Genomic DNA, 26,697 nt, shown 5'->3' on the forward strand with positions numbered 1-26,697 from the left:
GCATCGGCCCGCCGGGGCCAGGAGAGGACGTCGGATGAAGCTGGTGTGGAGGCGGGCGGTAGAGGCCCGTGGGCTGCTGCTCGCCGCCGCTGTCGCGGCACTCGTCGCGGTCGCGTTGGTCACCGGGCTCTCCGACTACAACCGCCGTGCGGTCGAGGCGGGCGCCCGCGCGGTGCTCGACGCCGCCCCGGCCGAGGAACGCAGCCTGCTGATCAGCGGCTCCGGCGGCGCCGACGCCGCCGCGTTCGCCGAGCGGGACCGGGCGGTACGGGAACAGTTCGCGAACGGGCTCGGCGGCGCTCCGGTCACCGTGGCCGGGACCCGCTCCGGGACCGGGCGGGAGCTGACCGGTGACGTGGGTGCCGCCCGTACCGACGACGATCCGATGTTCGCCAACCTGGCCACGCTCGACGACCTGCCCGCGCACGCCGAGCTGGCCGCCGGGGCGTGGCCGGTGCCCGGCAGCAACCCGTTGCAGGTGACGTTGCCGGAGAAGGTGGCCGCGCAACTGAGCCTGGAGGTCGGGGAGCGGGTGCCGCTGTACGACCGGGGCGCGGAGCGCGCCGGCACGGTGGTGGTCGTCGGCACGTGGCGGCCCCGGGACGCCGCCGAGGCGTACTGGCGTCTCGCCCCGGGGGTGGGGGAGAGCCAGGGCGACGCGGAGATCACCTCGTACGGGCCGTTCGCGCTCGACCCGGCCGACTTCGCCCGCACCTTCCCGGGCTCCACCTCGGCGGCCTGGGTGGTCGACCCCGACCTGGTGGCGGTCGAGCCGGCCCGGCTGCCCGCCGTGACCACAGCGCTGGACGAGATCACCGGGAAGCTGCCCGAGGCCACCGGCCTGGGCTCCTCGACACAGCAGGTCAGCCACCTGGACCGGCTCGTCGACCGGCTCAGCCGGGCCGACCTGGTGGGCCGGTCGGCGCTGCTCACCCCGCTGCTGCTGATCGTGGTGCTCGGCGGGTACGCGCTGGTGCTGGTGGCCGCGCTGCTCAACGAGGACCGGCGGGCGCAGACCGCGCTGCTGCGGGCCCGGGGTGCGGCCCGGGGGCAGATCGCCGGGCTGGCCGTACGCGAGGCGACGCTCGTGGTGGCGCCGGCGCTGCTGCTGGCCCCGGCGCTGACCGGGCAGGCGATCCACTACCTGGGCGCGGACCTGGGGCTGGCCGACGGCGACCTGGCCCGGGTGTGGGTGGTCGCGGTCGGCGCGGCGGTGGGCTGCCTGCTCGCCATGGTGCTGCCGGCGATGCGCCGGGCCGGCACCTACGTCGCCGACATGGCGGCCCGGTCCCGTCCCTCCCGGGGAGCGGCGGTGCAGCGGGCGAGCGTGGACATCGTGCTGGTCGCGCTCGCCGTGCTCGCCTGGACCCAGCTGCGGCAGTACTCCTCGCCGCTGGCCGGCGCGAACGGCAGCCTCGGCATCGACCCACTGCTGGCCGCCGCGCCCACCATCGGCGTGCTGGCCGGCGCGGTGATCGCGCTGCGGCTGCTGCCGCCGACCACCCGGATCGCGGAACGCTTCGTGGACCGCCGGACGTGGAACGCCACCATGTTCGGCATGTGGCAGGCGGGCCGCCGCCCGCACGCCGGTCCGGTGCTGCTGCTCGCGCTCGCCGTCGGCGGCAGCACGCTCGCCTGGTCGCTCGTCGCCTCCTGGGAACGCTCGCAGCGCGACCAGGCGCAGCACACGGTCGGCGCGGACCTGCGGCTGACCGAACGGGACGGCACCGCCCCCGCGGACCGGGCCGCCCAGCTGGCCGCCGTACCGGGCGTCGACCGGGTGCTGCCGGCCTGGCGCGACGACGTACGCCTGGGCCGTGAGGCCCGGCCGGCGACAGTGGTGGCGTTCGACGCCGCCGCCGCGAAGGGGATGATCCGGCTCGACGACGCCGGCGGTGACGCGTCCACCGGCGCCCTGCTGGACCGGCTCGCGAACGGCCGGACCGCGCCGGCCGGCGGCGTTGTGCCCGAGGGGGCGAAGACGCTGTCCGGCACCGTCCGCACGCCTGTCGACAGCATGTACGACCGGCCCCGGGTGACGGTGACCGCGTTGTTCACCACCGACGCCGGGGCCACCTGGCGGGTCCGGCTGGCCGAGGCCGACGGTGACGGGAAGCCGATGCGCTTCTCGGTGCCGGTGCCCGACAGCGGCGGCGCCCCGCTGCGCCTGGCCGGCTTCGAGGCCGACGGCGGCGACGCCACCGGCAGCTCCTACCGGCTGCTCCTGGACGAGCTGCGGCTCACCGACGCCGACGGAGGGGTCCTGCCGGTGCCGGTGGAGGGATCCTGGCGGGTGATCGACCCGGGCTCCGGGCCGCGCGGCACCGCCAAGGCGAGCCCGACCCGGATCGACGGGACGCAGGGCTTCGACGTGCCGGCCGGGCTGTTGCAGTTCGCCCGGGTGCCCTCGTCCCGGTTCGCGCTGGTGCCGCAGGCGCCGGACCGTCCGGTGCCGGTGCTCGTCACCCCCGGCGTCGCCGCCGCGATGAGCCTCAAGACCGGCGACACCGTCAAGCTGTCGGTCGCCGAGGTGACGGTCGAGGTCACTGTGGTCGGCCAGGTCGCCGCGGTGCCCGGCACCGGGGGCGACGGGGTGCTGCTGGACCTGCCCACCGCCACCACGCAGCTCCTCGAACGCAGCGGCGGCGTCCGGCCGGTGGCCGAGTGGTGGCTGGGCACCACGCCCGGCGGGCACACCGCCGCCGCTGACGCGCTCGCCCCGACCGGCGGCACGGTGCTGCTGGACCGCCGTGCGGTGGCCGCGGAGGCCGCCGAGGACCCGTACTGGCAGGGCGCGCGCACCGGGCTGCTGGCCGCCGCGCTCGGCTCGGTGCTGCTCGCCCTGGTCGGCCTGGCGGTCGACGTGTGGGCCACCACCCGGCGCCGGCTGACCGAGTTCGCCGTGTTCAACACGCTCGGCGCGAACACCCGGCTGCTGGCACGCGCGTACCTCGCGGAACAGACGTTCCTGGCCGCGATCGGCGTCGGCGTCGGGATGCTCGTCGGCGCCCTCGTCGCGGCCACCATGGTGCCGCTGGTGATCCTCACCCCGGCCGCCGGCCGGCCGGTGCCCGAGGCGGCCTTCACAGTGCCCTGGGTGCCGATCGGGACGACAGCCGCCGGGCTGCTGCTCGCCGCGCTCGCCTTCGCCGCCCTCATCACCACCGGCATCCGCCAGCGGGTCGCCGCCGCGCAGCTCCGGATCGGAGGAGAACGATGAGCCTTCCTGGTGCCGCGCGCCGGGTACGCGCATACGGCGGGCAGTTCCTGCTGCTCGCCGTCCTGACCCTGGTGACCGCCCTGCTGATCACCGGGGTGCCCCGGGTCGCCGACCGGCTGACCGGGCAGGGGCTCACCGAGTACGTGGCCGGGCAGCCGGTGGCCCGCCGCGACCTCACGTACAGCACCGCGCCGACCGCGTTCCCGCCGTCGACCCGGGCCGCCGTGACCGGTAACGCGGCCGAGCTGGCCGGGATCGAGGAGGCGATGCCCGCCGAGGTCCGGGACAGCATCGGCCAGCGCTGGTACGTCGCCCAGACCGTCCCCGGACGGCTGCGCGGCCCGACGCTCGCCCCCGAGAAGGGGCTGATCGACGTGCACCTGCGTGCCGGTACCGGCATCAAGGAGGCGGCCACCCTGGTCGGCGGGCGGTGGCCGGAACGCCCCGCCGCCCCGGCCCGCACGGTCGAGGTGACGCTCGCCGAGACGATCGCCGGCACGCTCGGCGTGAAGACCGGCGACCGGTTCCAGCTCCTGATCCTCGATCCGGACGACAACGTGCTCAAGTCCCTCCCGGTCCACCTGGTCGGCGTGTGGCGGCCGAACGACCCGGCCGACGGCGTCTGGGACACGCTGCCGTCGATGCTCAAGCTCACCCCGCCCGAGGGCGACGGCGACCCGTTCGTGGGCGTCGCCTACACCGCCGACGGCGGCGTCGACGAGGCCGTCGCTACCGGTTGGCCGGTCAGCTTCGGCTGGCGGTACCGGATCGCCCCGGACCGGCTCGAACCGGGCCGCCTCGACGCGCTGATCGCCGGCGTCGACGGGCTGGAGCGCAGCCGTCCCGCCGTGGCGACGCTCAGCCAGGGCGTGGACATCGCGCTGCGGCGCTTCGCCGACTCGCTCGCCGCCGCGCGTACCCTGCTCGCGGTCATCGCGGCCGGGCTGCTCGCCACGCTGGCCGGGCTGACGCTGCTGGCCGCCCGGCTGGCCGCGCGCCGCCGCCGCGCCGAGTTCCACCTGATCCGGGCACGCGGCGGCTCCACCGGCGCGGTGCTGCGCCGCGGCCTGGCCGAGTCGCTGCTGGTGCTGCCGGCCGCGGCCGGGATCGGCTGGCTGCTCGGCGGACTGCTGCCCGGCACCGGGGCGTCGTGGCGCTGGGTGGTGATCGCCGGGCTCCTGGCCACACTGCTGCCGCCACTGGCCGCGCTCGCCGTCGGCCGCCGGGCCGGTGGGCGTTCCGACCTGGGCGGCCGGTCGCCGGCCGTCCGGCTCACCGTCGAGGTGGCGGTGCTCGGGCTCGCCGTGCTCGGCGCGTTCCTGCTGCGCCGGCGCGGGCTCACCGCCGGTTCGGTGGACCCGCTGCTCGTCTCGGTTCCGGTGCTGCTGGCGATCGCGGCGGCGCTGCTGGCGCTGCGCGCGTACCCCTGGCCGTTGCGGCTGGTCAGCCGCGTCGCCGCCCGGGCGCGCGGCAGCGTCGCGTTCCTCGGCACCGCCCGCGCGGGCCGGGCCGCGACCACCGGGCCGCTGGTCGTGGTGGTGCTGGCCGTGGCCACGGCCGCGTTCTGCGGCGTGGTCGCGACCGGCATCGAGACCGGCCGGGACACCGCCGCCGCCCAGGCCGTGCCCGGTGACCTGCTGGTGGGCGGTGAGCGCTTCACGCCGGACACCGCCGAGAAGCTGGCCGAGCTGCCGGGGGTACGCGCTGTCGCGCCGCTGCTCACGGTGCCGGCCGAACGCCCGTACTCCGACCGCGCCGGACGTCCCGCCCCGATCACCGAGATGCGTGTGGTGCTGGTGGACGGGGAGCGGTTCGCCGAGGTGGCACGGGAGGCCGGCGTACCGGTGAGCGTGCCCGACGCGGTGCGGGCCCGCACCGACGGGAACAGCCCGCTGCCGGCGCTGGTGTCCCCCGCGGTGGCCGAGGAGCTGGCCGACGCCGGGCTCGCCGACGCCCGGGGTGAGCGGCCCGCCTGGCTGGACGTACAGGGCAACCGGCTGCCGGTGCGGACCGCCGCCACCGTCGACGAGTTCGCGCTCGTGGGCGAGGGCGTACGCCGGTTCGTGGTGCTGCCGTGGCCGGCGTTGCCGGCCGACGCGCCGCATCAGCTCGCGCCCACCGGGTTCGTGCTCGCCGGGTCGGGGGTGGACGCGGCCGAGGTGGACCGGGTCGCGCGGGAGGGGCAGCGGCGCTACCTGCGCATCGGCGGGGTCGACACCGGCGACAAGGCCCGCGCGCCGGAGGTGACGACCCGTTCGGCGGTGCGCGCCGACCTGGGCGGCAGCGGCGTGAACGGCCTGCTGGTGTTCGGGTTCGTGCTCGGCGCCGGAGGCGGTGCCGCGCTGGGGCTGCTCGGGCTCGCGCTCGCGGTGCTCGCCGGGGCCCGCTCGCGCGGGCAGGTGTTGTCCCGCCTGCGCACCATGGGCCTGTCCCGCCGCCAGTGGCGCGGACTGCTGATGGTCGAGCTGACGCCGCTCGTGCTGGTGTCGGTGCTCACCGGAGCGGTGGTCGGCGCGTTGCTGCCACTGTTGCTCACACCGGTGCTCGGCCTGCCCGCCTTCACCGGGGGCGTGGACGTGCGCCCCAGCTTCGAACCCGGCCTGGTGGCCGGGGTGTCGGTCCTGGCCATGCTGGCCCTCGGCTTCGCGGTCACCGTGGAAGCCGTCAACAACCGCCGGTTGCGCCTCGGTGAGGTGCTGCGGCTCGGAGAGGAGAGCTGACATGACCGCGACCGCTTCCGGTCACCCGGGCCCGGCGCGTCTCACGCCGCGCGACGAACCGGCGTCCGCCGTACCGGACCTGGCGTCACTGCAACAGCGCGCCGCGCAGCGCGCCGCCGAACGGGCCGGCGGGCGCGACCGGCTGCGCGGGCACATCGTCTGCGACGGTCTGGTGCGCATCTTCAAGACCGAGGGCGTCGAGGTCGTCGCCCTCCAGGGCCTCGACCTGGTCATCGACCGGGGCGAGCTGGTCGCGATCGTGGGCGCCTCCGGCTCCGGCAAGTCGACGCTGCTGAACATCCTGTCCGGCCTGGACACCCCCACCGCCGGCATCGCCCGGGTCGCCGACTACGACCTGCTGTCGCTGTCGAACAAGCGGCGGCTGGCGTACCGGCGGGACGTGGTCGGGTTCATCTGGCAGCAGACCGGCCGCAACCTGCTGCCGTACCTGACCGCGCTGGAGAACGTGGAGCTGCCGATGAAGCTGGCCGGACGGGCCGGCGGCGGGCGCAAGCGGCGCGAACGGGCCCGTGAGCTGCTGGACATGGTCGGCGTCGGCTACTGCGCGGACCGCCGGCCGGGCCAGATGAGCGGCGGCGAGCAGCAGCGCTGCGCGGTCGCCGTGGCGGTGGCGAACGACCCGGAGATCCTCTTCGCCGACGAGCCGACGGGCGAGCTGGACGAGGCCACCGGCGCCGAGGTCTTCGCCGCGCTGCGCACCATCAACGCCGAACTGGGGGTCACCATCGTGGTGGTCACCCACGACCACGCCGTGGCCGGCCAGGTCCGCCGTACCGTCGCGATCCGCGACGGCCGGACCGCCTCCGAGGTACGCCGGACCGCGCGCATCACCGCCGACGGCGGCACCGAGATGGTCAGCGAGGAGTACGCGGTGCTGGACCGCACCGGCCGGATGCAACTGCCGGCGCAGTTCGTGGAGGCGCTGTCGCTGCGCGACCGGGTCCGGCTCAACCTGGAACCCGACCACGTCGAGGTGCGCCCCGGCGACCGGGCGCACGGCGAGGAGAGTGAGTGATGACCGACCAGACAGTGGTGCTGCCGGCGGTGCCGGCGTCGGCCGTCGAGGACGTGGTCCGGGTCGAGGGGGTGAGCCGCACCTTCGGCAGGGGCGAGCACGCCGTGCACGCCGTGCGGGACGTCTCGTTCACGGCGGGACGCGGCGAACTGGTCGCCGTCCGGGGCCGCTCCGGCGCCGGCAAGACCACGCTGCTGAACCTGGTCGGCGGCCTGGACCGGCCGGACTCCGGCCTGATCCGGGTGGCCGGGCACGACGTCACAGCGGCCGGCGAGCGGGAGCTGCTGTCGCTGCGCCGGGGCACGATCGGGTTCGTGTTCCAGACGTTCGGCCTGGTGCCGATCCTGTCCGCGGCGGAGAACGTCGGGGTGCCGCTGCGGCTGGCCAAGGTGCCGGCGGCCGAGCGGGAGCAGCGGGTGGCGGTGCTGCTGGAGCTGGTCGGGCTGGGCGGGCACGCCGCGCAGCGCCCGTACGAGCTGTCCGGCGGCCAGCAGCAGCGCGTGGCGGTGGCCCGGGCGCTGGCGAACGAACCGGACCTGCTGATCGCCGACGAGCCGACCGGTCAGCTCGACTCCGAGACCGGGCGGTCGATCATGGACCTGCTCCGGGCGGTGGTGCACGCCCGCGGCATGACCGCGCTGGTGGCCACGCACGACCCGGCACTGATCGAGCTGGCCGACCGTACGCTCACGCTGCGCGACGGCCGGCTCGTCTCGGAGGACTGACCCGCACGCCGGGCCGCCACCGGGGCGGCCCGGCGCCGGGCAGCGGCCGGCCCGGCGAAGGTTCGGGGCCGGGTCAGAGCGCCAGTTTCATGCCCTCGTGGCTGGCCACGAAGCCCAGGTCGCGGTAGAACCGGTGCGCGTCGGCGCGCTGCTTGTCGGTGGTGAGCTGCACCAGCGCGCAGCCGCGCTCGCGGGCCCGGTCGATCGCCCAGCGCATCATCGTCCCGCCCAGCCCGCGGCCGCGCCGGTCGGAGCGCACCCGCACCGACTCGATCAGGCACCGTTCGGCACCGTGCCGGCCCAGCCCCGGGATGTACGTGAGCTGGAAACAGCCGACCAGCTCCCCGCCGTCGTCGGCGACGATCAGCTGGTTGCGCGGGTCGGCGTCCAGGTCGGCGAAGGCCCGCTCGTACGCCTCGTCCACCTCGGGCAGGTCGCGGGTGCGGCCCAGCACGTCGTCGGCGAGCAGCGCGAGCACGGCGGGCAGGTCGGCGCGGACCGCCTCCCGGAAGATCACCTCGGTCACCCGGCCAGCCTGGCACAGTGCCTCGCGCCGGTGTGGCCCGGGCGGCGGCCCGACGTGTCGTCCGGTCGTGTCGCCTGGTCGTGTCGCCCGGCCACGGCCGGGCGGTCGCGTCTTCCGGTCGCGTCTTCCGGTCGCGGCGCCCGGTTGCGGCGGCCGTGGTCAGTCGCCGTCCAGCCAGCTCCGCAGCGCCCACCACCAGTGCACGGTCTCCGGCACCGTGCACCGCGCCCCCTCCTCGACCGGTGGCCCGCCGGTCAGCTCCCGCAGCCGCCGCAGCCGGTAGCGCACCGTGTTCGGGTGGACGTGCAGCGCGGCGGCGGTCTGGTCCAGCCGCTGACCGTGGTGCAGCCAGGCGAGCGCGGTGCCGGCCAGCTCCCGGTGGAAGCCGTCGGCCGGGTCGAGCGCGCCGAGCAGCGTGCCGCGCAGCAGTTCGGCCAGCAGCGGCTGGGCGGCCAGCGCGGTCTCCCCGGCCAGGTCGGTGACCCGACGTAGTCCGCGCAGCCGCCGGTTGGCCGCGGTGGCGAGCGCCGCCAGGCAGAGCGCGTACATGGCCGGGGCCCGCTCCAGCGGCTGCGCGGGCGCCACCAGCGTCAGCAGGTCGGCCGGTACGGCGTCGGGCGGTCGCGGGAGCAGCCCGGCCAGCCGGTCCCCGACCGTGCCGAGCAGGCCGCCCCGCGCGGTGAGCTGCCGGTGCAGGGCGTACGCCCGGACCGGGTCCGGTGGCGCGGCGACCAGGCAGTGGTAGCGCCCGTCCGGCCGCAGCCCGAACCGGGTCAGCTCGGCCGGGGGCAGGCCCGCCGGGCCGTCACGCAGCAGCCGCCGCAGCAGGTGCGCCCGGGCCGCCGCGCCGGTGCGCACCAGTTCCCGCTCGGCGCTGCGGTGCCCGTCGACCACGGCCCGCTCCACCGCCGCGGCGTACCGGCCGATGGTGAGCAGCCCCTCCAGCAGCACCTCGTCGGGGATGCCGGCGGCCCGGCCGTGCCGGACCACCAGCTCCACCGCCCGGTCCCGCCCGGCCTGCACGCCGCGCAGCAGCCCGGCGACGGAGACGCCCTGCGCCGCCCGGTCCGCGCCCAGCCGGCGGGCCTCGGCGAAGTCCCGCCCGGCCGGATCCTCGTGGCGTTCCAGCGCGCCGAGACCGCTGGTCAGCAGCAGGACGACCTGGCGGCGTACCTCGTCGGCGGGCAGCCGGGCCACCTCGGGGGAGTCCGCGCGGGCCGCCCGCGCCACCTCGTCGAGCGCGGCCGGATCGGCGGACAGGTCGCGCAGCAACGCGCCGAACGTCGGGGCCTGTCCGGTACGGGTCATCGGCGTCCGCCGCCCTCCGGTTGTCGACACGGCACAACCGGGCCGCCCGGGCGTTGGCGTCAGTTCCCTAGCCCCGGCGACCGGCCGGTTGCTCTCCTGGTTGTTACCGCAAGGTAACACCGCTCGCGCCACTGAGAAACGTCGATGTCCTACCGGCTGCCAGGAGGCGTCCATGACACCCGTGCCACCCCGCCCGTCCCGCTCCCGCCGCCGCGTCGGCCTTGCCGTCCTGGCCGCGCTCGCCCTGGTCGCGCCGTTGCCGCTGGTGACGGCCCCCGCGCCGGCCACCGCCGCGGTCGCGCTCCAGGAGGTGATGTTCGTCGGCAACAACTGGGACGGCACCGCCGACGTCATCCGGTCCCGTGGCGACTACGCCAAACTCGGCCGGATCAACGTGATCCCGGACCGCGCCGCGCGCCTGCGCGAGATCTACCTCAACCCGATCAAGCTGGCGTTCTTCCTCGGCATCCGGCAGGGCCCGGGAGAGGGCCACGACCAGCTCATCGACGACATGTACACCACGCCGGACGGCACCGCGCTCGTGGTGTCCCGGCCAAGCTTCGCCGACGTCGTCTCGATCGACCTGGCCACCGGCGCGCTGCGCTGGCGGTTCCCGGTCTCCGGCTACCGCGCCGACCACATGGCCGTCTCGCCCGACGGCACCCGCGTCGCGGTCTCCGCCTCCACCTCCAACACGGTGCACGTGCTGGACATCCGCACCGGCGCGCAACTCGGCTCGTTCGGCGCCGGCGACAAGCCGCACGAGAACATCTACACCGACGGCGGCACCCGGCTGTGGAACATGTCCATCGGCGAGGTCAACACCGACCTGGACGCGCCGTGGCTCGACTGGACCAAGGGCGACCGCCGGATCACCGTCGCCGACACCAGCACGTACCAGGTGGTCAAGGTGATCGACATGCGGGACCGGCTGGACGCCGCCGGCCGCCGGGATCTCTCCGACGCGGTCCGCCCGGCCGTGTTCACCCCCGACGGCAGCCGGCTCTACTTCCAGGTGTCCTTCTTCAACGGCGTGGTCGAGTACGACGTGGCCACCGACCGCGTCACCCGCGTCGCCACGCTGCCGAAGAACCCGGCCACCAGCGAGGACCGCACCACCTGGGTCAACGACTCCCGGCACCACGGCCTGTCGATGAGCCCCGACGGCACCCGGATCTGCGTGGCCGGCACCATGGACGACTACGCCACCGTGATGGACCGGGCCACGCTGCGGGAGGGCCCGCTGGTGTCCGCGAGCAAGCCGTACTGGGCCACCGTCAGCGGGGACGGCCGCGACTGCGTGATCTCCGAATCCGGCGCGGACCAGGTCACCGCGATCAGCTTCGCCACCGGGCAGAAGGTCGCGAGCGTCCCGGTCGGCGACCACCCCCAGCGCGTCCGCATCGGGCACATCCCGGAGGGCTGGACGCCCCCGGCCGCCGGCTGACCGGCGGCCGGACCGTCACCGGGCGGGGCAGCGCAGCCCCTCCCGGGGGACGGTGAGCGAGATCAGGTACGCGTCGACCGCCGACGTCACGCACGACGTCTGCGGATAGGCGGTGTGCCCCTCGCCCTCCCAGGTCAGCACCCGCCCCACCCCGAGCATGGACGCGAGCGCGGGCGTCTGCTCGTACGGCGTGGCCGGGTCACCGGTGGTGCCGACCACCAGGATCGGCGGCGCGCCGTCCGCCCGGCCGGTCGGGTACGGATCCCGCTCGCCGGGCCACTCCACGCAGCCCAGCATCCCCACCGCCAGCGCGGGACCGAACAGCGGATACTTCTGCCGCCACTGCGACTGCAACGAGCGGACCTGCTCGCGGGTCGGCTTCTCGGTCTCGTCGGCGCAGTTGACCGCCAGGTTCGCGTCGAACAGGTTGGAGTAGTGCCCGTCGGGCTCGCGGCCCGCGTACGCGTCGGCCAGCTTGAACACGCCGTCCGGGTCGCCGCCCTGGAGGTCGTCGATCGCCCGGGCCAGCTCCTGCCAGCCCTGCTCGGTGTAGAGCGACGAGATCACCGCGTAGAAGACCCACCCGGGGGTGGCCTTGCGGCCGTCCTGCGCGCGTGCCGGGGAGGCCTTCGCCTTGGCGATCGCGTCCGTGACCGCACCCCGGGCGTCCGGGGCGATCGGGCAGCGGCCGGCGTTCGCCGCGCACCACCTGGTGAAGTTGTCGAACGCCCGCTCGAAGCCCTTCGCCTGGCTCTCCGACCCGGCGATCAGCTTCTGCTGCGGGTCGACCGCGCCGTCGAGCACCAGGGCGCGCACACGCTGCGGGTAGAGCTGCGCGTATGTGGCACCGAGCAGCGTGCCGTAGGAGTAGCCGAGGTACGTCAGCTTGTCGTCGCCGACCGCCGCCCGGACCGCGTCCATGTCCCGTGCGGCCTGCTCGGTGCCGTAGAGCGGGAGCTGGTCGCCGTACTTCGCGCCGCACCGCTCGCCGATGCGCCGGTTGAGGCCGACGAAGCCGTCGAACGACGACTGGCTCTCCGGGTCGGGGTCGTAGCCGAAGCTGGCGTCCAGGTCGGCGTCGGAGATGCACTTGACCGGGCTGGACCGGGCCACCCCGCGCGGGTCGAAGCCGACGATGTCGAACCGGTCCGTGACCGCCGTCGGCAGGCCGCCGAACGCCGGGCCGAAGGACAGGTAGACGGCGGTGTCGACGCCGGACGCCCCGGGACCGCCCGGGTTGATCACCAGCGAGCCGATCCGGTCGCGCTGCTTGGTCGAGCGGGCCCGGATCAGCGCGATCTCGAACGTCTCGCCGGCGCCCGGCCCGGCGGTCGCACCGGTGGTGGCCCCGGTGCCCCAGTTGCGCGGCACGGCGATCCGGGCGCAGTCGTAGCGCATGTCCGCCGCGCCCCGCCCGACCAGCTCGTCGGGCACCTCCGGGCAGGCCCGCCACTCCGGTGCGGTGCCCGGCGGAGCGGCCTCGCCCTCGCTCTCGGCACGCGGGGCGAACGCCGGCAGTGTGCAGCCGGCGGTGAGCACCACCGCCGCGACGAACGCGGCCAGGACGGGCCGGAACCGGCGGGGCCGGTCGGGGAAGCGGGTCACGTGGGCGCCCTCCATGATCGTGTCGACCGTCAGGCTACGCCCGGCCGCGGGTGTCACCGACCGTCGCCGCCGGATCGCCGCGCAGCACCTCGTCGACGTCGTAACGGATCGGGCGGTCGAGCTGGCCGTAGTCGCAGGAGCGGGGATCACGGTCGGGCCGCCAGCGCAGGAACCGGGCGGTGTGCCGCAGCCGGTCGCCCTCCATCGCGTCGTACGCCACCTCGACCACCAGCGCCGGGCGCAGCGGCTCCCACTCCAGGTTCTTGCCGCCGGTCCACCGGCTCACCCCGCCCGGGATGCGCTGACCCCGCTCGTGGTCGCCGTGCACCCACGGGTGCTCGCCGCCGACGTCGCGGTACGGCTCCAGCTCGTCGAGCAGCTCCTGGCGGCGGGCCATGGTGAACGAGGAGCTGACGCCGATGTGGTGCAGCACGCCGTCGTCGTCGTAGAGGCCGAGCAGCAGCGAGCCGACCACCGGACCGGACTTGTGCCAGCGGAAACCGGCCACCACCGCGTCCATCGTGCGCGCGTGCTTGACCTTGAACATGAGCCGCTTGCCCGGCTCGTACGGCAGGTCGGCCGGCTTGACAATCAGCCCGTCCAGCCCGGCGCCCTCGAACACGTCGAACCAGCGGCGGGCCGTCTCCGGGTCGGTGGTCACCTGCGTCACGTGCACCGGTGGGCGCACCCCGGACAGCGCCTGCTCCAGCCGCTCGCGGCGCCGGGGATAGGGCTGGTCCGTGAGCAGCTCGTCATCGATCGCCAGCAGGTCGAACGCGACGAAGTCGGCCGGGGTGGTCTCGGCCAGCATCTTGACCCGGGAGGCGGCCGGATGGATCCGCTGGGCCAGCAGCTCGAAGTCGAGCCGGGGATGCCCGCCCGGGCCGTCCCGGCGGATCACGATCAGCTCGCCGTCGACCGCGCACCGGGGCGGGAGCTGCCGCCGGGCCTGCTCGACCACCTCGGGGAAGTAGCGCGTCATCGACTTGCCGCCCCGGCTGGCCAGCTCGACCTCGTCGCCGTCGCGGAACACGATGCAGCGGAAGCCGTCCCACTTCGGCTCGTACGTCAGACCGGGATCGGTGGGCAGCTCGGCCACGCTCTTGGCCAGCATCGGCTCGACCGGAGGGTTGATCGGCAGGTCCACGGCGACCAGTCAACCAGACCCCACCGACAGTGGTGAGGCAGATCACCGCCGGTGGCCGGGCGGCGTGTCCCGTCGCGGCCGCGTTCGTCACCGTCGCCCGAATGGTGAAACCGCAGGTCAGAGCTACCGTCGCGGCGTGCCGGAGTGGAGTTGCGGATGCTGCGGGCGCTGGCGGGTCAGCGTCGAGCTGATCCGTGGCCGCTACCGCTACCGGCTGGCGCACCACTACCCGCCCCAGCACGGCGGCGGCGCGAACGTCCTCGGCGAGGTCGGCTCGGTGGCCGAGCTGGAGCGCCTGCTGAAGCGCTACGCCCCGGTCACCCTGGCCGACCTCCACGAAGCGGCCTGACTCTCCGGCCGGCCCGGCGAACCGCCGATCTTGGAGTTGTGGCACCTCATAGATCTCGCCGAACGGACATCCTGGGCGCCACAACTCCAAGATCGACGAGAGCGGTCGAGCGGGCGAGCGGGGCGGGCGCGGGGCGGCGCGGGAGGGCGGCGCGGGCATAGCCTTGGGGGACCGTCCACGGGGGAGGAACGCCGATGCGGTTCGCCGAGTCCGTCGAGATCGCCGCCGACGTCGAGCGGGTCTGGGAGGTGCAGAGCGACGTCGACCGTTGGCCGGAGTGGACGCCGTCGGTCACCGCCGCCCGCCGGCTGGAGCCCGGTCCGCTGCTCCTCGGCTCGACGGCCCGGCTGGAGCAGCCCCGCCTGCGCCCGGCGGTGTGGCGGGTCGTGGAGATCTATCCGCCGTACTCGTTCGCCTGGGAGTCGGCGAGCCCCGGTGTGCGTACCCGTGGTGAGCACCGGCTGATACCGCTGGAGGACGGGCGCACCCGGGCCGAGCTGGTTCTGGTGCAGACCGGTCCGCTGGCCGGCCTGATCGGGCTGCTGGCCGGCTCGATGATGCGCCGCTACCTGCGGCAGGAGGCGGACGGGCTTCGGCGCCGCTGCGAGACCCCCTGACCGGCGCCGGAACGCACGCTCAGGACCCGGGGGCCGTCTTCTCCAGCACGGCGAGGCGGTTGCCGTTCTCGTCCGGCCGGTGCGCCACCACCCGGTAGCCGCGGCCCGCGTACAGGGACAGGTTCGCCGCGCTGTCCGCGCCGGTGAACAGCGCGAACCGTGTCACCCGGTGCGCGCAGGCGTGCTCGACGGCGTCCAGCAGCCGCCCGCCGACGCCCCGGCCCTGCTGGTCGGGGGCGACCGAGAGGCGGCCGACGTGGGCGGTGTCGCCGTCGAGGCGGGCGCGTACCGAGCCGACCAGGCGGGTGCCGCGCCGGGCGGCGAGCACCACGTCCGGGCCGGCCAGCGCCGCCCGTACCTCGTCCAGCGTCTCGGTCAGCGGGGGCAGGAACACGTCGCGGTAGCGCTGCGCCTCCACCAGGTACGCGGCACGCTGCACGGTGAGGATCTCGCCCGCGTCGGCGGGGCCGGCGGGGGCGATGGTCACGTCGGTCACCGGCTCAGCTCACCACAGCGCTCCCGGGCGGCCGTACGCTGGCGGGGGTGTTCCCATGAGCGTGGAGGTGACAGGCGTGCCGGAGCTGACGTACCCGGAGGTGGGCGCGACGCGCGACGGCGGCCTGCCGGCCGGTTACCACCACCTGCGCCACCGGGTCCGGCTGCCGGACGGCGGTTTCCCGGTGGCGGCGGACGCGGTGCTGGGCTGGCGGCTGCACCGCGCCGCCGGCGTGGTGATGCGCGCGGACGCGCCGCGCGCCGCCCCCGGGGTGCGGGTCACGCCGGGGCTCGGTGTCGGCCCGGTGCGGCTGTGGGGCCCGACCGAGGTGGTCTGGACGGTGGACGAGCCGGACCGGGCCGGGTTCGGCTACGGCACGCTGCCCGGGCACCCGGAGGTCGGTGAGGAGGCGTTCCTGGTGACCCGGGGCGCCGACGGCGTCTGGTTCGAGGTGACCGCGTTCAGCCGCCCGGCCCACTGGTACGTGCGTGCCGGCGGGCCGGTCGTGCTGGGCTTCCAGCGGGCGTACGCCTGGTGGCTGGGTCGGACGCTGCGGCGGCTGTGCCGGTGCCGTTGAGCGGTCAGTAGCGGGCGAAGGAGCGGATCGGGGCGCGCGGGCCGTACTTCGGTGCCTGGACGCCGGCCGCCTCCAGCAGCACGCACACCCGGCCGCGGTGCCCCCGGAACGGCTCCAGCAGCGCCAGCATCCGGGCGTCGTCGCCGCGCGGTTCCCCGGCGAGCGCCCAGGCCACGGTGTTCGGCACGTGGTAGTCGCCGACGCTCACCGCGTCCGGATCCCCGTACGCGACGCGCACCACCTCGGCGGCGGTCCACGGCCCGATGCCGGGGACGGCGGTGAGCCGCCGGGTGGCCTCCGCCGAGTCGGCGCAGCGTTCCAGCCGGTCCGCGACGGCCGCCGCGCGGCGCAGCGTGTCGGCGCGCCGCTGCTCGACGCCGAACGGATGGAACACCCAGTACGGCGTGGCCGCCACCGCGGCGGGCTCGGGCGGCAGCAGCAGGGGTTGCAGCGGGCCCGGCGCGGGTTCGCGGAAGTGCCGGACCGTGGCGGCGTACGCCCGGTACGCCTCCTTGCCGGTGACCTTCTGCTCGAAGACGGCCCGCAGCAGCCGGGGGAAGATCTGCCCGGTGGCGGGCATCCGCAGCCCGTGGTGCGTGTGGGCGAGCCGGGCCACCAGCGGGTGCGCGGCGGCGAGCGCGGCGAACCCGGTCAGGTCGTCGCACAGCCCGGCGATCCGGTCGGCCCGCTCGACCACCCGGTCGGCGCCCGGGCCGTACCCCTCGGCCAGCAGGTCGCCCGCTTCCGGGCGCAGCGCCAGCGTGGCCGGGCCGTCCGGGGTGCGGGTGGCCCACCAGAACGTGCCGGCGGCGATCCGCGCGCACGGGTCGTACGGGCTGAACGTGAGCGCCCGCACCGACGGGGCCAGCCGGTAGCCGGCCGGCGGGCGCAGCGTACGGCGGGCGTCGGGCGAGGTCACCAGGCCACTCTGCCACGCGGCCCGGCCGTGACGCCGGGCACGCCCCGCGTGCCGGGAGGCGGGCCGATGCCGGTACGCCCCGCCTCCCGGGTCCGCGACGATGACCGGCCGCGCCCTCCCCGGCGGCGAGCGGTCACCGTGTCCTGGTGCGTCAGTACGAGTAGTCCGAGCCGCCGCCGGAGCTGTTCGAGCCGCCCGCGGCGGGCGGCGCGACCGCCTTGGGCGTGCCGGTCGGCAGGCAGGTCAGGTTCTTCTTGCCGTTCGGGTCGACCACGAACCAGGTGCCGCCGACGCCCTGACCCTTCCACTGGCCGGGCTTCTTGTCGCCGATGTAGCGGTAGACCGGCCAGCCGCCGATGGTGAGCTGCCGGGTGCCGTCCTGGCGGGTGATGGTGCCGACCTTGTCGTCGGAGACGCCGCGCAGCTGCGGGTTGCCGTCGGTGAGCGACGGCGGCCACACCTCGGCGCACTTGTCCACGCAGTTGGACTGCGGCGGGTCGTCGGAGTCCTTGTCGAACCGGTACAGCACCCAGCCGTCCTGGTCGGTGACGACGCGGCCCATCCGGGGCAGCTTCTTGCCGACCAGCTCGTCTGTGATCTTCACGTTGGACGGGGGCGCCTTGTCCGCGACCGGCTTCTCCTCGGGAGCCGCCGACGCCTCCGGTTCGGCCGCCGCGGTGGGTTCGGCCGCGGCGACGGCGACCGGCTCGGCCGCGCCCGAGTTCGCCCCGTTGTAGCCTGCTGGGGCGCAGGCCGTAAGTGCGACCATCGCGCTCGCGACGATGACGGTCGTCCGCTTGTGGTGTGCCACGTGCCCTCCTCGTTCTTGGCAGTTCGCCGAGTAGTACGGGCGCGGCGGTGTCAAGGTTGAACCCGCAAGGGTGGCACATTTCACAGTGGACCGATTGAACCGTTGGGTGCCGGCGTGCGTGCGTCAGCACGAGGGGGTCCGCCGGCCGGGCACGACACGACGGCGCCGGGTGGCCCAGCCACCCGGCGCCGTCGGCACACCCGGTCAGATGTCGTCGACCGTCACCAGCGGACTCGCCACGCCGTTCGCGTCGACCGACTGCACCTGGAGCTTGTCGATGTCTCGCACCGGGGTCCACGTGGACGCGCTCAGCTGTAGCGGAAGCTGGTTCTGGTTCGTCCCGTAGCCGCCGACCGGCACCGACCAGCTGGAGATCACCTCGCTGGTGGCGTCCTTGCGGACCACCACCAGCCGGCACGTGCGCGGCCCCGGCAGGCGGCTGAGCTGCACCGCGATCTGCGTGCCGTACTCCTTGCGGGCCAGCCACATCGTGGTCTGCACGCCCGTCCCCGGGTCGGTCGCGTTGTGCTGGTCGCCCTCGATCTCCTGTTCCCCGCCGACACCGGGGGCGTTCGGGTCGCCCGGCTCGCCGCTCGGCGCCGCCGTCGGCGCTCCGGGCGTCGGCACCGCCTGCGGCGGCGCCGGCTCGTCGCCGAGCATCCCGGCCGCCACCGCGCTCACGCCGCCGAACACCACCACGGCCGCCGCCGTCGCCAGCAACTGCCGCACCCGGGTACGGCGGCGATCCCGCCGCACCGCCATCAGCGTCCGGTCCAGCAGCGCCGGATCGGTGTGCGTCTGCTCCAGCGCGGCCATCGCCTCGCCGTCGATGCCGGAGAGCAGCCCCACCACCGGGACCATCGTCTCCAGTTCCGCCGCGCAGGCCCAGCAGGTGGCCAGATGTTCCTCGAAGCGCTCCGCGTCCTGCGCATCCAGCACGCCGAGCGCGTACGCGGCGACGTCCATGTGGTCGGCCCGGCTCATTCGGTCACCCCCCTCTCCTGCAGAGCCGTGCGCAGCGCGCGCAGCGCGTAGTAGACCCGCGACTTGGCGGTACCGAGCGGAAGCCCCAGCTCCTCGGCCGCCTCCGGCACGGTGCGCCCCCGGAAGTACGTCGCCACCAGGATCTCCCGGTGCGACTGGCTCAGCGTACGCAGCGCGTCCGCTACGGTCATCGTGCGCAGCACCCGGTCGGTGCTGTCCGACTCGGCGAACATGGTCAGATCCCGGTCGTACGTCTCGGGCGGGCGGGCCTGCTCGCTGCGGTGCTCGTCGATGGCGATCCGCCGGGCCACGGTGACCAGCCAGGGGCGCAGCGAGCCCTGGCCCTGCACGCCGAGCCGGTGCGCGTTGCGCCAGGCCCGCAGCAGCGTCTCCTGCACGATGTCCTCGGCGCGCTGCCGGTCCCCGCCGGTCAGCCGCATCACGAACATCAGCAGCGGGCCGGCGTGCTCGGCGTAGAGCAGGCGGATCAGCTGGTCGGAGTGGCTGGCCTCGGCGGAGGTCGCCTGGTGGCGTCCGGGAGCGGGTCGCGGCGGCACCGGGTCATTCTGGCGATCCGTGGACCGGGCGTCGACCCCCCGGCCAGAACGCGAGGCGCGTGAGTGTGGTTGTGCCCGGGCGAACATCCACTCGGGCCGCGCCACCTCGCCGTGCCAGCCGGCCGCCACCGCATGCATGCAGACCTCCGCTGTCCAATGACATCAGCCGGCCCCCCACGGGCATGGCCGCCCGGTGATACGCAGCGATCAGCGGATCGGATCAACGTTTGACGGAAAAAAATTCCCGGCGGTGGGGGAGTGGAGTCGACGGCGTCCGCGTCGTGGACCACCGCCGCGCCGCCGGTGAACCGGTCCAGCTCGGCGCCGGCCAGCACCCGGCCGGGGAACCAGTCGCCCGCCGCCCGCCGGGTCAGCTCCGGCACCGGCGGCTCCACCCGGGACGCCACCAGCACCAGGTTGCCGTAGCGCCGGCCGCGCAGCACCGCCGCGTCGCCGACCAGGCAGGCCCGCGGCAGCACGGTACGCACGGTCGCGACCTGCGCCCGCGCGTGCCGCAGCGGCGGGCCGTCGGCCACGTTCGCCAGGTAGCTGCCGCCGGGTGCGAGCACGCGGGCCACCTCGGCGGCGTACTCCACCGAGGTCAGATGCGCGGGGGTACGGGCGCCGGCGAACACGTCGGCCACGATCACGTCGTACGCGCCGTCCCGGCTCGACGTCAGCGTCGCCCGCGCGTCGGCCACCCGTACCCGCAGCCGCGGATCGGACGGCCAGGGCAGCTCCCGGCGGACCAGCTCGACGAGCGCGCCGTCCACCTCGGACACCCGCTGCGTCGAGCCGGGCCGGGTGGCCTGCACGTAGCGGGGCAGGGTCAGCGCGCCGCCGCCCAGGTGCAGCACCCGCAGCGGCGTCCCGGCCGGCGCCACCAGGTCCAGCGCGGCGGCCAGCCGCCGGACGTACTCGAACTCCAGGTGCGTCGGGTCGGTCAGGTCCACGTGCGACTGCGGCGCGCCGTCCAGCAGCAGCGTCCACGAGCCCGGGCGGTCGGCGTCCGGCACCAGCTCGGCCCGGCCGGTGTCGACGTCGGCGGCCATCCGGTCGGAGTCGCGTCGCCGGCCCATCAGCGCCGCATCCCGCGCGCCGCGGCGGTGAGCACCCGGTGCAGCAGCCGCGCGTCGCCGAGCATCCCGCGCAGCCGGCGTTCCAGCCCGGCGATCGGCACCAGGTTCTGCGGGGCGCGCGGATCCTTGTACGGGGTGGAGGCGAACCGGGGCAGCGTCACCAGCGACAGGTCGGCCAGCGCGATCGCCTCCGGCACGGTCAGGTCGGCCGAGCACTCCACCCGTACGATGCCCGCCCAGGGCGCGCCGGCGCGCACCGGCAGCCGCAGATACCACGACCAGCCGCCCCACGCCGTGCCCAGCCGGAACACCGGGCACCGCTCACCCGGCGCCAGCCCGGTCACCACAGCGGTCAGCCGGGCGTCCAGGTATTGGCTGTGCTGCGTCTTGATGTACCCGAGCGTGCGCGGCAGGTTGCGCCGGCTGCGCAGCGGGCCGTCCACCACCAGCAGGTCGCCGTCGGTGCGTACCGCGTCGGAGACGGCCACCTCCAGCGCGGTAAGCGGCGCCTGCACCGCCGCCGGCAGCTTGCTCAGCTCACCGGTGCCGCTCACCCGGTGCACCGGGTAACGGACCGAGCCGGCGACCACGTCCTGCGCCGACGGGCTCGCCGTGAACAGCCCCCGGCCCACCCGGGCACCGGCCATCTCGGCGGCGCCCCGGTCCAGGTCGCAGCGCACCACACCGGCCGCGTACGAGGCGGCGATGCCGGGGAACGAGCCGCCGTCCTCCTCGGCCGTCCAGACGCTGGCGTCGATCCGGCGTACCCCGTCGACGAGCAGCACCACGTCCGGCGTCCGCACGCCCGCGCGGGGGCCGATGGCCCGCCAGTCGGTGGCCGGCAGCTCGACGTCGGCGTCGACCTGGGCGCTGCTCGGCGCGGCCGGCCCGGACCCGCCCGCCGCCTCGAACGACGCGCCGTACGCCGGATCCCAGGCGTCGACGAAGAACGCCGGCGACTGTGACGTCACAGGCCGGTCCGTTCCACGCGGGCCGTCCGCGCGTCCTTGCGGACCTCGAACCGGACCGGGATGCGCTCGGCCAGCGCCGGCACGTGGGTGACCACGCCGACCATCCGGTCACCCCGGGCGGCCAGGTTCTCCAGCGTCGCCGCGACCGTGTCCAGCGTCGCCGCGTCGAGTGTGCCGAAGCCCTCGTCCAGCACGATCGACTCCAGGCTCGCGGCGGTGGTGGACATGCCGGCGAGCTGCTCGGACAGCGCCAGCGCGAGCGCCAGCGACGCCTGGAACGTCTCCCCGCCGGACAGCGTCCGCACCCCGCGCCGCAGCCCGGCGTCGTGATGGTCGACCACGAAGAACTCACCCTTGTCGTGCATCAGGTCGTACTGCCCGCCGGAAAGCTCCCGCAGGATCCGCGACGCGCCGTCGACGAGCAGGTCCAGCGCCTCGGTGAGCAGCCAGCGTTCGAAGTTGTTGGCCCGCAGGTGCGAGGCGAGCGCCCGCGCCACCCGCGCCTCGTGCTCGTGCCCGGCCCGCTGCTCCCGCAGCCCGGCCGCCTGCTCCCGGCGCTCGTCGAGGCGGCGCAACTCCGCCTCGGCCCGCTCCACCGCCACCGCCACGTCACGCGGCGCGTCCTGCGGCGCGTCCAGCCCGGCGGCGGTGAACAACGCCGCGATCCCGTCGGCGACCTCGGCCGCGGCCCGCTGCGCCGCCTCCACCGACGCGGCCAGGCCGTCCCGCTCCGCGCGCCGCGCCTGCGCCTGCTCGCCGGCCCAGCCGGCCAGCGCCGCCCACGCCGCCGCCACGTCGTCCCGGTCGGCGGCCGGCGGGCCGAACCGGGCCAGCCCGTCGCGTACCGCGTCGAAGTCACGCCAGGCCCGGCGCAGCCGCTCCTGCGCGGCGTCCAGTGCGCCCCGCGCCCGCCGGGCCGCCTCCCGCCCGGCCCGCACCGCGCCGGCCGCCTCCTCCAGCGCGGTCCGCAACCGCGCGTGCTCGGCCAGCGACTCGCGCAGCCGCTCCGGCGCGGGCGCGTCCGCGAGCTGCTCGTCCAGCTCGGCCAGGCGCGCGCCGAGCTGGTCGTGCTGGGTCCGGGCGCGCAGCAGCACCCGGTCCAGGTCGCGCGCGGCGGTGTCGCGTTCCTGCACCACCCGCTTGGCCGCCTCGCTCGCCGCCCGCGCCGCCTTGCCCGCCTCGATCGCCCGGCTCACCGCCGAGCCCTTCGGCACCGCCGGCACGGAGGTGACAGTCTGCTCGCACACCGGGCACGGCGCGCCGTCGACCAGGTGCGCCCGCAGCGCCACCGCCTGGTCGGCGGCCTTCGCCTCCTCGTGCGCGCGGAACGCCGACTCCAGCTCCACCTCGGCCCGCTGCGCGTCCGCGCGCGCCGCCGCCAGCGCCTCCGCCGCCGCGTCGTGCTCGGTCCGCGCCGCGTCCACCGCCGCGCGGACCGTCGCCGCCTCCGCGGTCAGGCGGTCCCGGTCCGCGTACGCCTTCAGGTGCAGCCGCGACGCGCTCTCGTCACCGGCGGCGGCCAGCTCCCCGCGCAGCTTCTCCTCGCGCTCCTCGGCCAGCCCGACCGCGCCCGCCGCCTCGTCGGCGGCGACCCGGGCCTGCGCCACCGCCCGCGCCAGCTCGGCGGTGCCGTCCGGCGGCCGCACCCCGGCCAGCACACCCAGCTCGGCGTCGAGGGCGGCCAGCGCCGCCGCCCGCTCACCCGCCGTCGCCCGGGCCCGCTCCCATTCGGGTACGGCGGCAGCGACCGCTGCGGCCAGTTCCCGCATCGCGTCCACCCGCTCCCGGGCGGCGGTCAGGCTGTCGTCGTCGACGTCGGCGAGCCCGCCGAGCATCTTGTCGACCGTCTCCAGCTTCGCCTCGGCCTGCCCGGCCCGCTCGACCGCCTTCTTCTGCACCTCCTCGTAGACGCCCAGCCCGAGCAGGTTCACCAGGATCTGCTGGCGGGTGGCCGGCTTGGCGTGCAGGAAGTCGGCGAACTGCCCCTGCGGCAGCACCACGCAGGAGGTGAACTGCTCGTACGGCAGCCCCACCGCGTCCAGCACCGCCTGCTCCATCTCGGCCGGCGTGCCGGCCACCACCTCGCCCAGATCCTCCGGGCTGAGGCCGGTGTCGAGCTTGGTGACGTCGAACCCCGGCGGCATGAGCTGGAGACCGGCGTTCGCCGTCTTCACGGTGCCCCGGCCGTCGCGGCGCACCACCCGGGTCGCCACGTACCGGTCCCCGGCGGACTCGAACACCAGCCGGACCCGCGCCTCGGTCGCCGACGGCGCCAGCGCGTTCGCCAGCCCCCGGGTGCCGCCCCAGCGCGGCACCGTGCCGTAGAGGGCGAAGCAGATCGCGTCGAGCACCGTCGACTTGCCCGAACCGGTCGGCCCGACCAGCGCGAAGAAGTCGGCGTCGGTGAAGTCGACAGTGGTCTCGTCGCGGAACACCGTGAACCCGGCCATGTCCAGCCGCATCGGCCGCATCAGTGCTCCACCTCCTCGAGCAGCTCGTCGAAGAGTTCCCGGACACCCTCGTCGGCGTGCCCACGGCTGTCCAGGTAGTCGCCGAACAACTCACCCGGCGACCGGCCGGCCCGCTGGGCGGTACGCGTCCCGCTGCCCGGCGCGGGCACCAGCTCCGGGTCGATCCGGATCTCCAGCGCCCGGGGCAGCAGCTCCTGCACCTCCTCGCGCAACCCGGCCCGGGGCTGCTCCCGGACGTAGACGCGCAGCCAGCCCTCCGGCGCCTCGATCTCGGCGAGCTGCGCGAGCGTGCCGCGGACCGTGCGCAGCGGCACCGCGCCCGGCACCGGCACCTCGCGGACGCGGGCGGCCGTGGTGGCGGTCACCTCCACGATCGTCACGGAGCAGACGTTCTCCTGCTCGCCGAAGTCGACCGCCAGCGGGCTGCCGCTGTAGCGGATCGGGCACGGGCCGATGACCCGCTGCGAGCGGTGCAGGTGACCCAGCGCCACGTAGTGCGCGTTGCCCGGGAAGACAGTGGCCGGTACGGCGTATCCGAGCACCGTGTGCGCGTCCCGCTCGCCGCCGCCGGTGCTCGCCCCGACCACAGTGAGGTGCGCGGTCACCAGGTGCACCCGGTCCGGCTCGGTGAACCCCTCGGCGAGCCGCTCCAGCACCCGGCCCAGGTGGTCGGCGTACGTCTGGTTGGCCTCGGCCGGGGTGAGCGTGTACATCTCCACCGCGCGCACCGCGTACCGCTGGGACAGGAACGGCAGCGCGGCGATGCGCCAGCGCTCCCCGGCGGCGGTCACCCCGTCGACGACGTGCTCGTCCGGGCTCTCCCGGACGCTGCCGCGCAGCGTGATCCCGGCCGCCTCGGCCCACGGGCGCAGCGCGTCCAGCGCCGCGCCGTTGTCGTGGTTGCCGCCGATCGCCACCACGTCGGCCCCGGTACGCCGCAACGCGGTGAGCGCCCGGGTGACCAGCCGGGTCGCCTCCGGGGTGGGCGCCGCGGTGTCGTACAGGTCACCGGCCACGATGACCAGGTCCGGCCGCTCGCGCTGGGCGATGTCGATGACCTGGGCGAGGACCTGCTTGTGCTCCTCGGCCCTGGACTGCCCCTTGAGGACCTTGCCGACGTGCCAGTCGGAGGTGTGCAGGATCTTCATCTGGGTGCCGCCTAGAACGGGATGTCGTCGTCGGAGGAGCCGGAGCCGACCACCGCGAACGGATCGGCGGCCTGGGTGATCGACCGTAGCGTCTCCGAGGGCGCGCGGCCCGCCTCCGAGACCCGGGTGGCCCACGCCGGGAACGGGAACTCCAGGCAGAGCGGCACCGGGATGTCCGGCTGGTTGACGAACATCGTGCCCGGCTTGGCCAGCAGCGCCCGCTGCCGCTGGGCGGGCGGCAGGAAGCCGTACTCCGGGCGGGACGCCTCGGCCGGGTCGAGCCGGCCCACCACCCGGATCGCCGAGTTGGTGACGATCCGCCGCTCCACCTCGCTGGCGGTCTGCTGCGCGCCGACCAGGATCACGCCCAGCGAGCGGCCCCGCTCGGCGATGTCGAGCAGCACCTCCTTGATCGGCGACGAGCCCTCCCGCGGCGCGTACTTGTTCAGCTCGTCGAGCACGACGAACAGCAGCGGCTTGGCCGTGCCGGCCTTCTCCTTGCGCTCGAACTCGCTCTTGAGCGTCACGCCGACCACGAACCGCTGCGCGCGGTCCGGCAGGTTGTGCAGGTCGACCACAGTCACCTGGGCGCTCTCCGCCGTGTTGATCGAGTGCGGGCGGCGGGTCGCCAGGTCACCCCGGATCAGCCGGCCCAGGTCCTTCTTGCTGCCGATCAGCCGTCGGGCGAACGCGTTCACCGTGCCCAGCCCGACCGCGCTGCCGGCCCACTCGCCGCGCGTCTCGTCGTCGTTCAGCTGCTCGACCACGTGGTCGACCAGATCGGCGTACGAGCCGAGCCGCACCCCGTCGATGCTGACACCGCCGTCGGCGGGCTGCGCGTAGCGGGCCAGGTGGGCGGCGACCGAGTGGACCACCATCGTGTACTGCTGGCGCTCGTCGTCGGCGTCGGCGAACACGTACGGCAGGAGCCGGTCGGCGCAGAACTCGGACAACGTCCAGTAGAAGCTGTCCACGCCGCTGAGCCGGCTGCTCACATCGGGCGTGCCGGAGGAGTCGCCGACCCGCGGCGGGGCGTACACCCGCACGTCCGGGAACGCGCCCGCGTCCAGGCCCAGCTTCGCGTACGCCGCCCGGGTCGGATCGTCGAGCCGGCTGTTCGGGTGGTCGAGGAAGAGCAGGTCCTCGCCCTTCACGTTGAAGATCAGCGCCTTGGCGTTCACCGCGTCGCCGCCCAGCACGCCGGAGCGGAACACCGAGTAGAGCAGGAACGTGGCGAAGCTCGTCTTCGTGGCGACACCGGAGATGCCGGAGATCGACACGTGCGCGCCCCGGGTGCCGTCGAGGAAGTCGGCGTTGAGGTAGACCGGCACGCCGTCACGGCCCATCCCCATCGGGATCCGCCGCTCCATCCGGTCGAAGTGCAGCGCCCGCGCCCGCGCGTCACCCTCGGCCCGGTGCACCACGGCACCCGGCGTGGGCGGCACGTAGAACTCCGGGTCGACCCGCGTGGTGGTCACCTCGGCCGCCTCCTGCACCTGCGCCGGCAGCGTGCCGTCGGCGATGGCGAAGACGTCGGAGTCGAACTGCGCCCCCTCGTGCCGGGCGCGCACCTGGGTCACCACCCCGGCGATCGTCACCGGCTCGCGGTCGGGCAGGTCGCGGCGGGTCACCACCACGTCGTCGAGTTGCAGGTAGCTGCCCGGCGCGACCGCGGTCCAGAAGGTGAGCGGGGTGGCGTCGGCGGTGCCGAGCACCCGGCCGACACCCTCGCCGGGCCCGTCGAGCTGGTCGTCGGTCATCGGCGGTCTCCGGTCGGCTGGTCGTACCGTTGGCGGTGCACGTCGTGCATCCTGCCCGAGGGATGCGACAGGTTGCCACGCGACGCGGCGGACGCCACGTCACCCGTGCGCCGAACGGTAGCCACCCGGATCCGCCCGATCACGATGCGTGCGTTTCCTCCACGTTCGCCATCTCCTTTCGCCCGCCAGTCAGGACGGCGCGGAGATCTTGGTACGAAAGGGCC

At 75.3% G+C, this 26,697-nt stretch carries 21 protein-coding genes and 1 pseudogene; 8 read left to right on the forward strand and 14 right to left on the reverse strand.

All coding sequences use genetic code 11. From position 1 onward, the window contains the following. The first annotated feature begins 34 nt into the window (after positions 1 to 34). From ACN27D_RS24185 to ACN27D_RS24200, 4 genes are read left to right on the forward strand one after another with little or no spacing between them, the layout of a single operon-like run. Positions 35 to 3,220, forward strand: coding sequence for an FtsX-like permease family protein (locus ACN27D_RS24185; protein ID WP_121686436.1), 3,186 nt, complete (start codon positions 35 to 37; stop codon positions 3,218 to 3,220). Then, entirely contained in the window at positions 3,217 to 5,940 is a 2,724-nt protein-coding gene (locus ACN27D_RS24190; protein WP_421500053.1) for an FtsX-like permease family protein, read from the forward strand. Before ACN27D_RS24185 ends, ACN27D_RS24190 begins: the two co-directional genes overlap by 4 nt. A 1-nt stretch (position 5,941) precedes the next feature. Continuing rightward, positions 5,942 to 6,976 (forward strand): ABC transporter ATP-binding protein, encoded by a 1,035-nt coding sequence (locus tag ACN27D_RS24195; protein ID WP_421500054.1) that lies wholly within the window; start codon positions 5,942 to 5,944, stop codon positions 6,974 to 6,976. Beyond that, positions 6,976 to 7,701, forward strand: coding sequence for an ABC transporter ATP-binding protein (locus ACN27D_RS24200; RefSeq protein WP_357824361.1), 726 nt, complete (start codon positions 6,976 to 6,978; stop codon positions 7,699 to 7,701). The genes ACN27D_RS24195 and ACN27D_RS24200 overlap by 1 nt, the downstream gene beginning before the upstream one ends. A 73-nt stretch (positions 7,702 to 7,774) precedes the next feature. Here the strand turns inward: ACN27D_RS24200 and ACN27D_RS24205 are convergent, their stop codons facing one another. Next, entirely contained in the window at positions 7,775 to 8,227 is a 453-nt protein-coding gene (locus ACN27D_RS24205; RefSeq protein WP_252450778.1) for a GNAT family N-acetyltransferase, read from the reverse strand. Between the two features lie 159 nt (positions 8,228 to 8,386). Next, a complete protein-coding gene (locus ACN27D_RS24210; protein WP_393377538.1) occupies positions 8,387 to 9,535 on the reverse strand; it encodes a helix-turn-helix domain-containing protein in 1,149 nt (382 codons plus the stop codon). Positions 9,536 to 9,707: 172 nt separating this feature from the next. On the opposite strand from ACN27D_RS24210, the gene ACN27D_RS24215 reads away from it, so the two are divergent. After that, positions 9,708 to 10,982 (forward strand): YncE family protein, encoded by a 1,275-nt coding sequence (locus ACN27D_RS24215; protein ID WP_421500055.1) that lies wholly within the window; start codon positions 9,708 to 9,710, stop codon positions 10,980 to 10,982. A gap of 15 nt (positions 10,983 to 10,997) precedes the next feature. Here ACN27D_RS24215 and ACN27D_RS24220 read toward each other — a convergent pair whose 3' ends face one another. Together ACN27D_RS24220 and ACN27D_RS24225 are read right to left on the reverse strand one after the other, a co-directional pair. Then, positions 10,998 to 12,587 (reverse strand): alpha/beta hydrolase, encoded by a 1,590-nt coding sequence (locus ACN27D_RS24220; RefSeq protein WP_252450794.1) that lies wholly within the window; start codon positions 12,585 to 12,587, stop codon positions 10,998 to 11,000. A gap of 34 nt (positions 12,588 to 12,621) precedes the next feature. Beyond that, positions 12,622 to 13,734, reverse strand: coding sequence for an ATP-dependent DNA ligase (locus tag ACN27D_RS24225; RefSeq protein WP_421500056.1), 1,113 nt, complete (start codon positions 13,732 to 13,734; stop codon positions 12,622 to 12,624). Positions 13,735 to 13,870: 136 nt separating this feature from the next. On the opposite strand from ACN27D_RS24225, the gene ACN27D_RS24230 reads away from it, so the two are divergent. Then, positions 13,871 to 14,083, forward strand: coding sequence for a hypothetical protein (locus ACN27D_RS24230; protein ID WP_357824355.1), 213 nt, complete (start codon positions 13,871 to 13,873; stop codon positions 14,081 to 14,083). A 194-nt stretch (positions 14,084 to 14,277) separates the two neighbouring features. Next, a complete protein-coding gene (locus ACN27D_RS24235; RefSeq protein ID WP_121683107.1) occupies positions 14,278 to 14,700 on the forward strand; it encodes an SRPBCC family protein in 423 nt (140 codons plus the stop codon). Between the two features lie 19 nt (positions 14,701 to 14,719). Here ACN27D_RS24235 and ACN27D_RS24240 read toward each other — a convergent pair whose 3' ends face one another. Beyond that, on the reverse strand, positions 14,720 to 15,196 hold the full coding sequence (locus tag ACN27D_RS24240) for a GNAT family N-acetyltransferase (protein ID WP_357899939.1): 477 nt from the start codon (positions 15,194 to 15,196) through the stop codon (positions 14,720 to 14,722). A gap of 55 nt (positions 15,197 to 15,251) precedes the next feature. Here ACN27D_RS24240 and ACN27D_RS24245 point away from each other — a divergent pair, with 55 nt between their 5' ends. Beyond that, entirely contained in the window at positions 15,252 to 15,773 is a 522-nt protein-coding gene (locus ACN27D_RS24245; RefSeq protein ID WP_421500057.1) for a DUF1990 family protein, read from the forward strand. A 4-nt stretch (positions 15,774 to 15,777) separates the two neighbouring features. On the opposite strand, the gene ACN27D_RS24250 is transcribed toward ACN27D_RS24245, so the two are convergent. The 9 genes and pseudogenes from ACN27D_RS24250 to ACN27D_RS24290 form a co-directional block, all read right to left on the reverse strand. Beyond that, on the reverse strand, positions 15,778 to 16,692 hold the full coding sequence (locus ACN27D_RS24250) for a DNA-3-methyladenine glycosylase family protein (protein WP_278090451.1): 915 nt from the start codon (positions 16,690 to 16,692) through the stop codon (positions 15,778 to 15,780). Positions 16,693 to 16,843: 151 nt separating this feature from the next. Then, complete coding sequence (locus ACN27D_RS24255; RefSeq protein ID WP_120570974.1) at positions 16,844 to 17,503, reverse strand: hypothetical protein; 660 nt, start codon at positions 17,501 to 17,503, stop codon at positions 16,844 to 16,846. Positions 17,504 to 17,707: 204 nt separating this feature from the next. Further along, entirely contained in the window at positions 17,708 to 18,487 is a 780-nt protein-coding gene (locus tag ACN27D_RS24260; RefSeq protein ID WP_357154911.1) for an anti-sigma factor family protein, read from the reverse strand. Further along, positions 18,484 to 19,182: a sigma-70 family RNA polymerase sigma factor gene (locus tag ACN27D_RS24265; RefSeq protein WP_013284847.1), complete on the reverse strand. Its 699-nt coding sequence runs from the start codon at positions 19,180 to 19,182 to the stop codon at positions 18,484 to 18,486. The genes ACN27D_RS24260 and ACN27D_RS24265 overlap by 4 nt, the downstream gene beginning before the upstream one ends. A 98-nt stretch (positions 19,183 to 19,280) precedes the next feature. Further along, positions 19,281 to 20,123, reverse strand: a pseudogene (locus tag ACN27D_RS24270) (spermidine synthase); the annotation flags it as partial. Further along, positions 20,123 to 21,094: a hypothetical protein gene (locus ACN27D_RS24275; RefSeq protein ID WP_120570971.1), complete on the reverse strand. Its 972-nt coding sequence runs from the start codon at positions 21,092 to 21,094 to the stop codon at positions 20,123 to 20,125. The pseudogene ACN27D_RS24270 and the gene ACN27D_RS24275, both read right to left, overlap by 1 nt. Beyond that, positions 21,091 to 23,565: an AAA family ATPase gene (locus ACN27D_RS24280; protein ID WP_421500058.1), complete on the reverse strand. Its 2,475-nt coding sequence runs from the start codon at positions 23,563 to 23,565 to the stop codon at positions 21,091 to 21,093. Before ACN27D_RS24280 ends, ACN27D_RS24275 begins: the two co-directional genes overlap by 4 nt. Further along, positions 23,565 to 24,713 (reverse strand): exonuclease SbcCD subunit D, encoded by a 1,149-nt coding sequence (locus ACN27D_RS24285; RefSeq protein WP_363604821.1) that lies wholly within the window; start codon positions 24,711 to 24,713, stop codon positions 23,565 to 23,567. Before ACN27D_RS24285 ends, ACN27D_RS24280 begins: the two co-directional genes overlap by 1 nt. A gap of 11 nt (positions 24,714 to 24,724) precedes the next feature. After that, positions 24,725 to 26,473: an ATP-binding protein gene (locus ACN27D_RS24290; RefSeq protein WP_421500059.1), complete on the reverse strand. Its 1,749-nt coding sequence runs from the start codon at positions 26,471 to 26,473 to the stop codon at positions 24,725 to 24,727. Positions 26,474 to 26,697 lie beyond the last annotated feature (224 nt).

Origin of the sequence: Micromonospora sp. WMMD1274, from assembly GCF_049179035.1 — a bacterium.
In the GTDB taxonomy this organism is placed as follows: Bacteria; Actinomycetota; Actinomycetes; order Mycobacteriales; family Micromonosporaceae; genus Micromonospora; species Micromonospora tulbaghiae.

Coding starts and splice junctions, on each gene's coding strand:
- ACN27D_RS24245 (WP_421500057.1), top strand. CDS start 15,252: ATGAGCGTGGAGGTGACAGGCGTGCCGGAGCTGACGTACCCGGAGGTG.
- ACN27D_RS24215 (WP_421500055.1), top strand. CDS start 9,708: ATGACACCCGTGCCACCCCGCCCGTCCCGCTCCCGCCGCCGCGTCGGC.
- ACN27D_RS24290 (WP_421500059.1), bottom strand. CDS start 26,473: ATGACCGACGACCAGCTCGACGGGCCCGGCGAGGGTGTCGGCCGGGTG.
- ACN27D_RS24195 (WP_421500054.1), top strand. CDS start 5,942: ATGACCGCGACCGCTTCCGGTCACCCGGGCCCGGCGCGTCTCACGCCG.
- ACN27D_RS24265 (WP_013284847.1), bottom strand. CDS start 19,182: ATGCATGCGGTGGCGGCCGGCTGGCACGGCGAGGTGGCGCGGCCCGAG.
- ACN27D_RS24190 (WP_421500053.1), top strand. CDS start 3,217: ATGAGCCTTCCTGGTGCCGCGCGCCGGGTACGCGCATACGGCGGGCAG.
- ACN27D_RS24210 (WP_393377538.1), bottom strand. CDS start 9,535: ATGACCCGTACCGGACAGGCCCCGACGTTCGGCGCGTTGCTGCGCGAC.
- ACN27D_RS24235 (WP_121683107.1), top strand. CDS start 14,278: ATGCGGTTCGCCGAGTCCGTCGAGATCGCCGCCGACGTCGAGCGGGTC.
- ACN27D_RS24200 (WP_357824361.1), top strand. CDS start 6,976: ATGACCGACCAGACAGTGGTGCTGCCGGCGGTGCCGGCGTCGGCCGTC.
- ACN27D_RS24285 (WP_363604821.1), bottom strand. CDS start 24,713: ATGAAGATCCTGCACACCTCCGACTGGCACGTCGGCAAGGTCCTCAAG.
- ACN27D_RS24185 (WP_121686436.1), top strand. CDS start 35: ATGAAGCTGGTGTGGAGGCGGGCGGTAGAGGCCCGTGGGCTGCTGCTC.
- ACN27D_RS24280 (WP_421500058.1), bottom strand. CDS start 23,565: ATGCGGCCGATGCGGCTGGACATGGCCGGGTTCACGGTGTTCCGCGAC.
- ACN27D_RS24260 (WP_357154911.1), bottom strand. CDS start 18,487: ATGAGCCGGGCCGACCACATGGACGTCGCCGCGTACGCGCTCGGCGTG.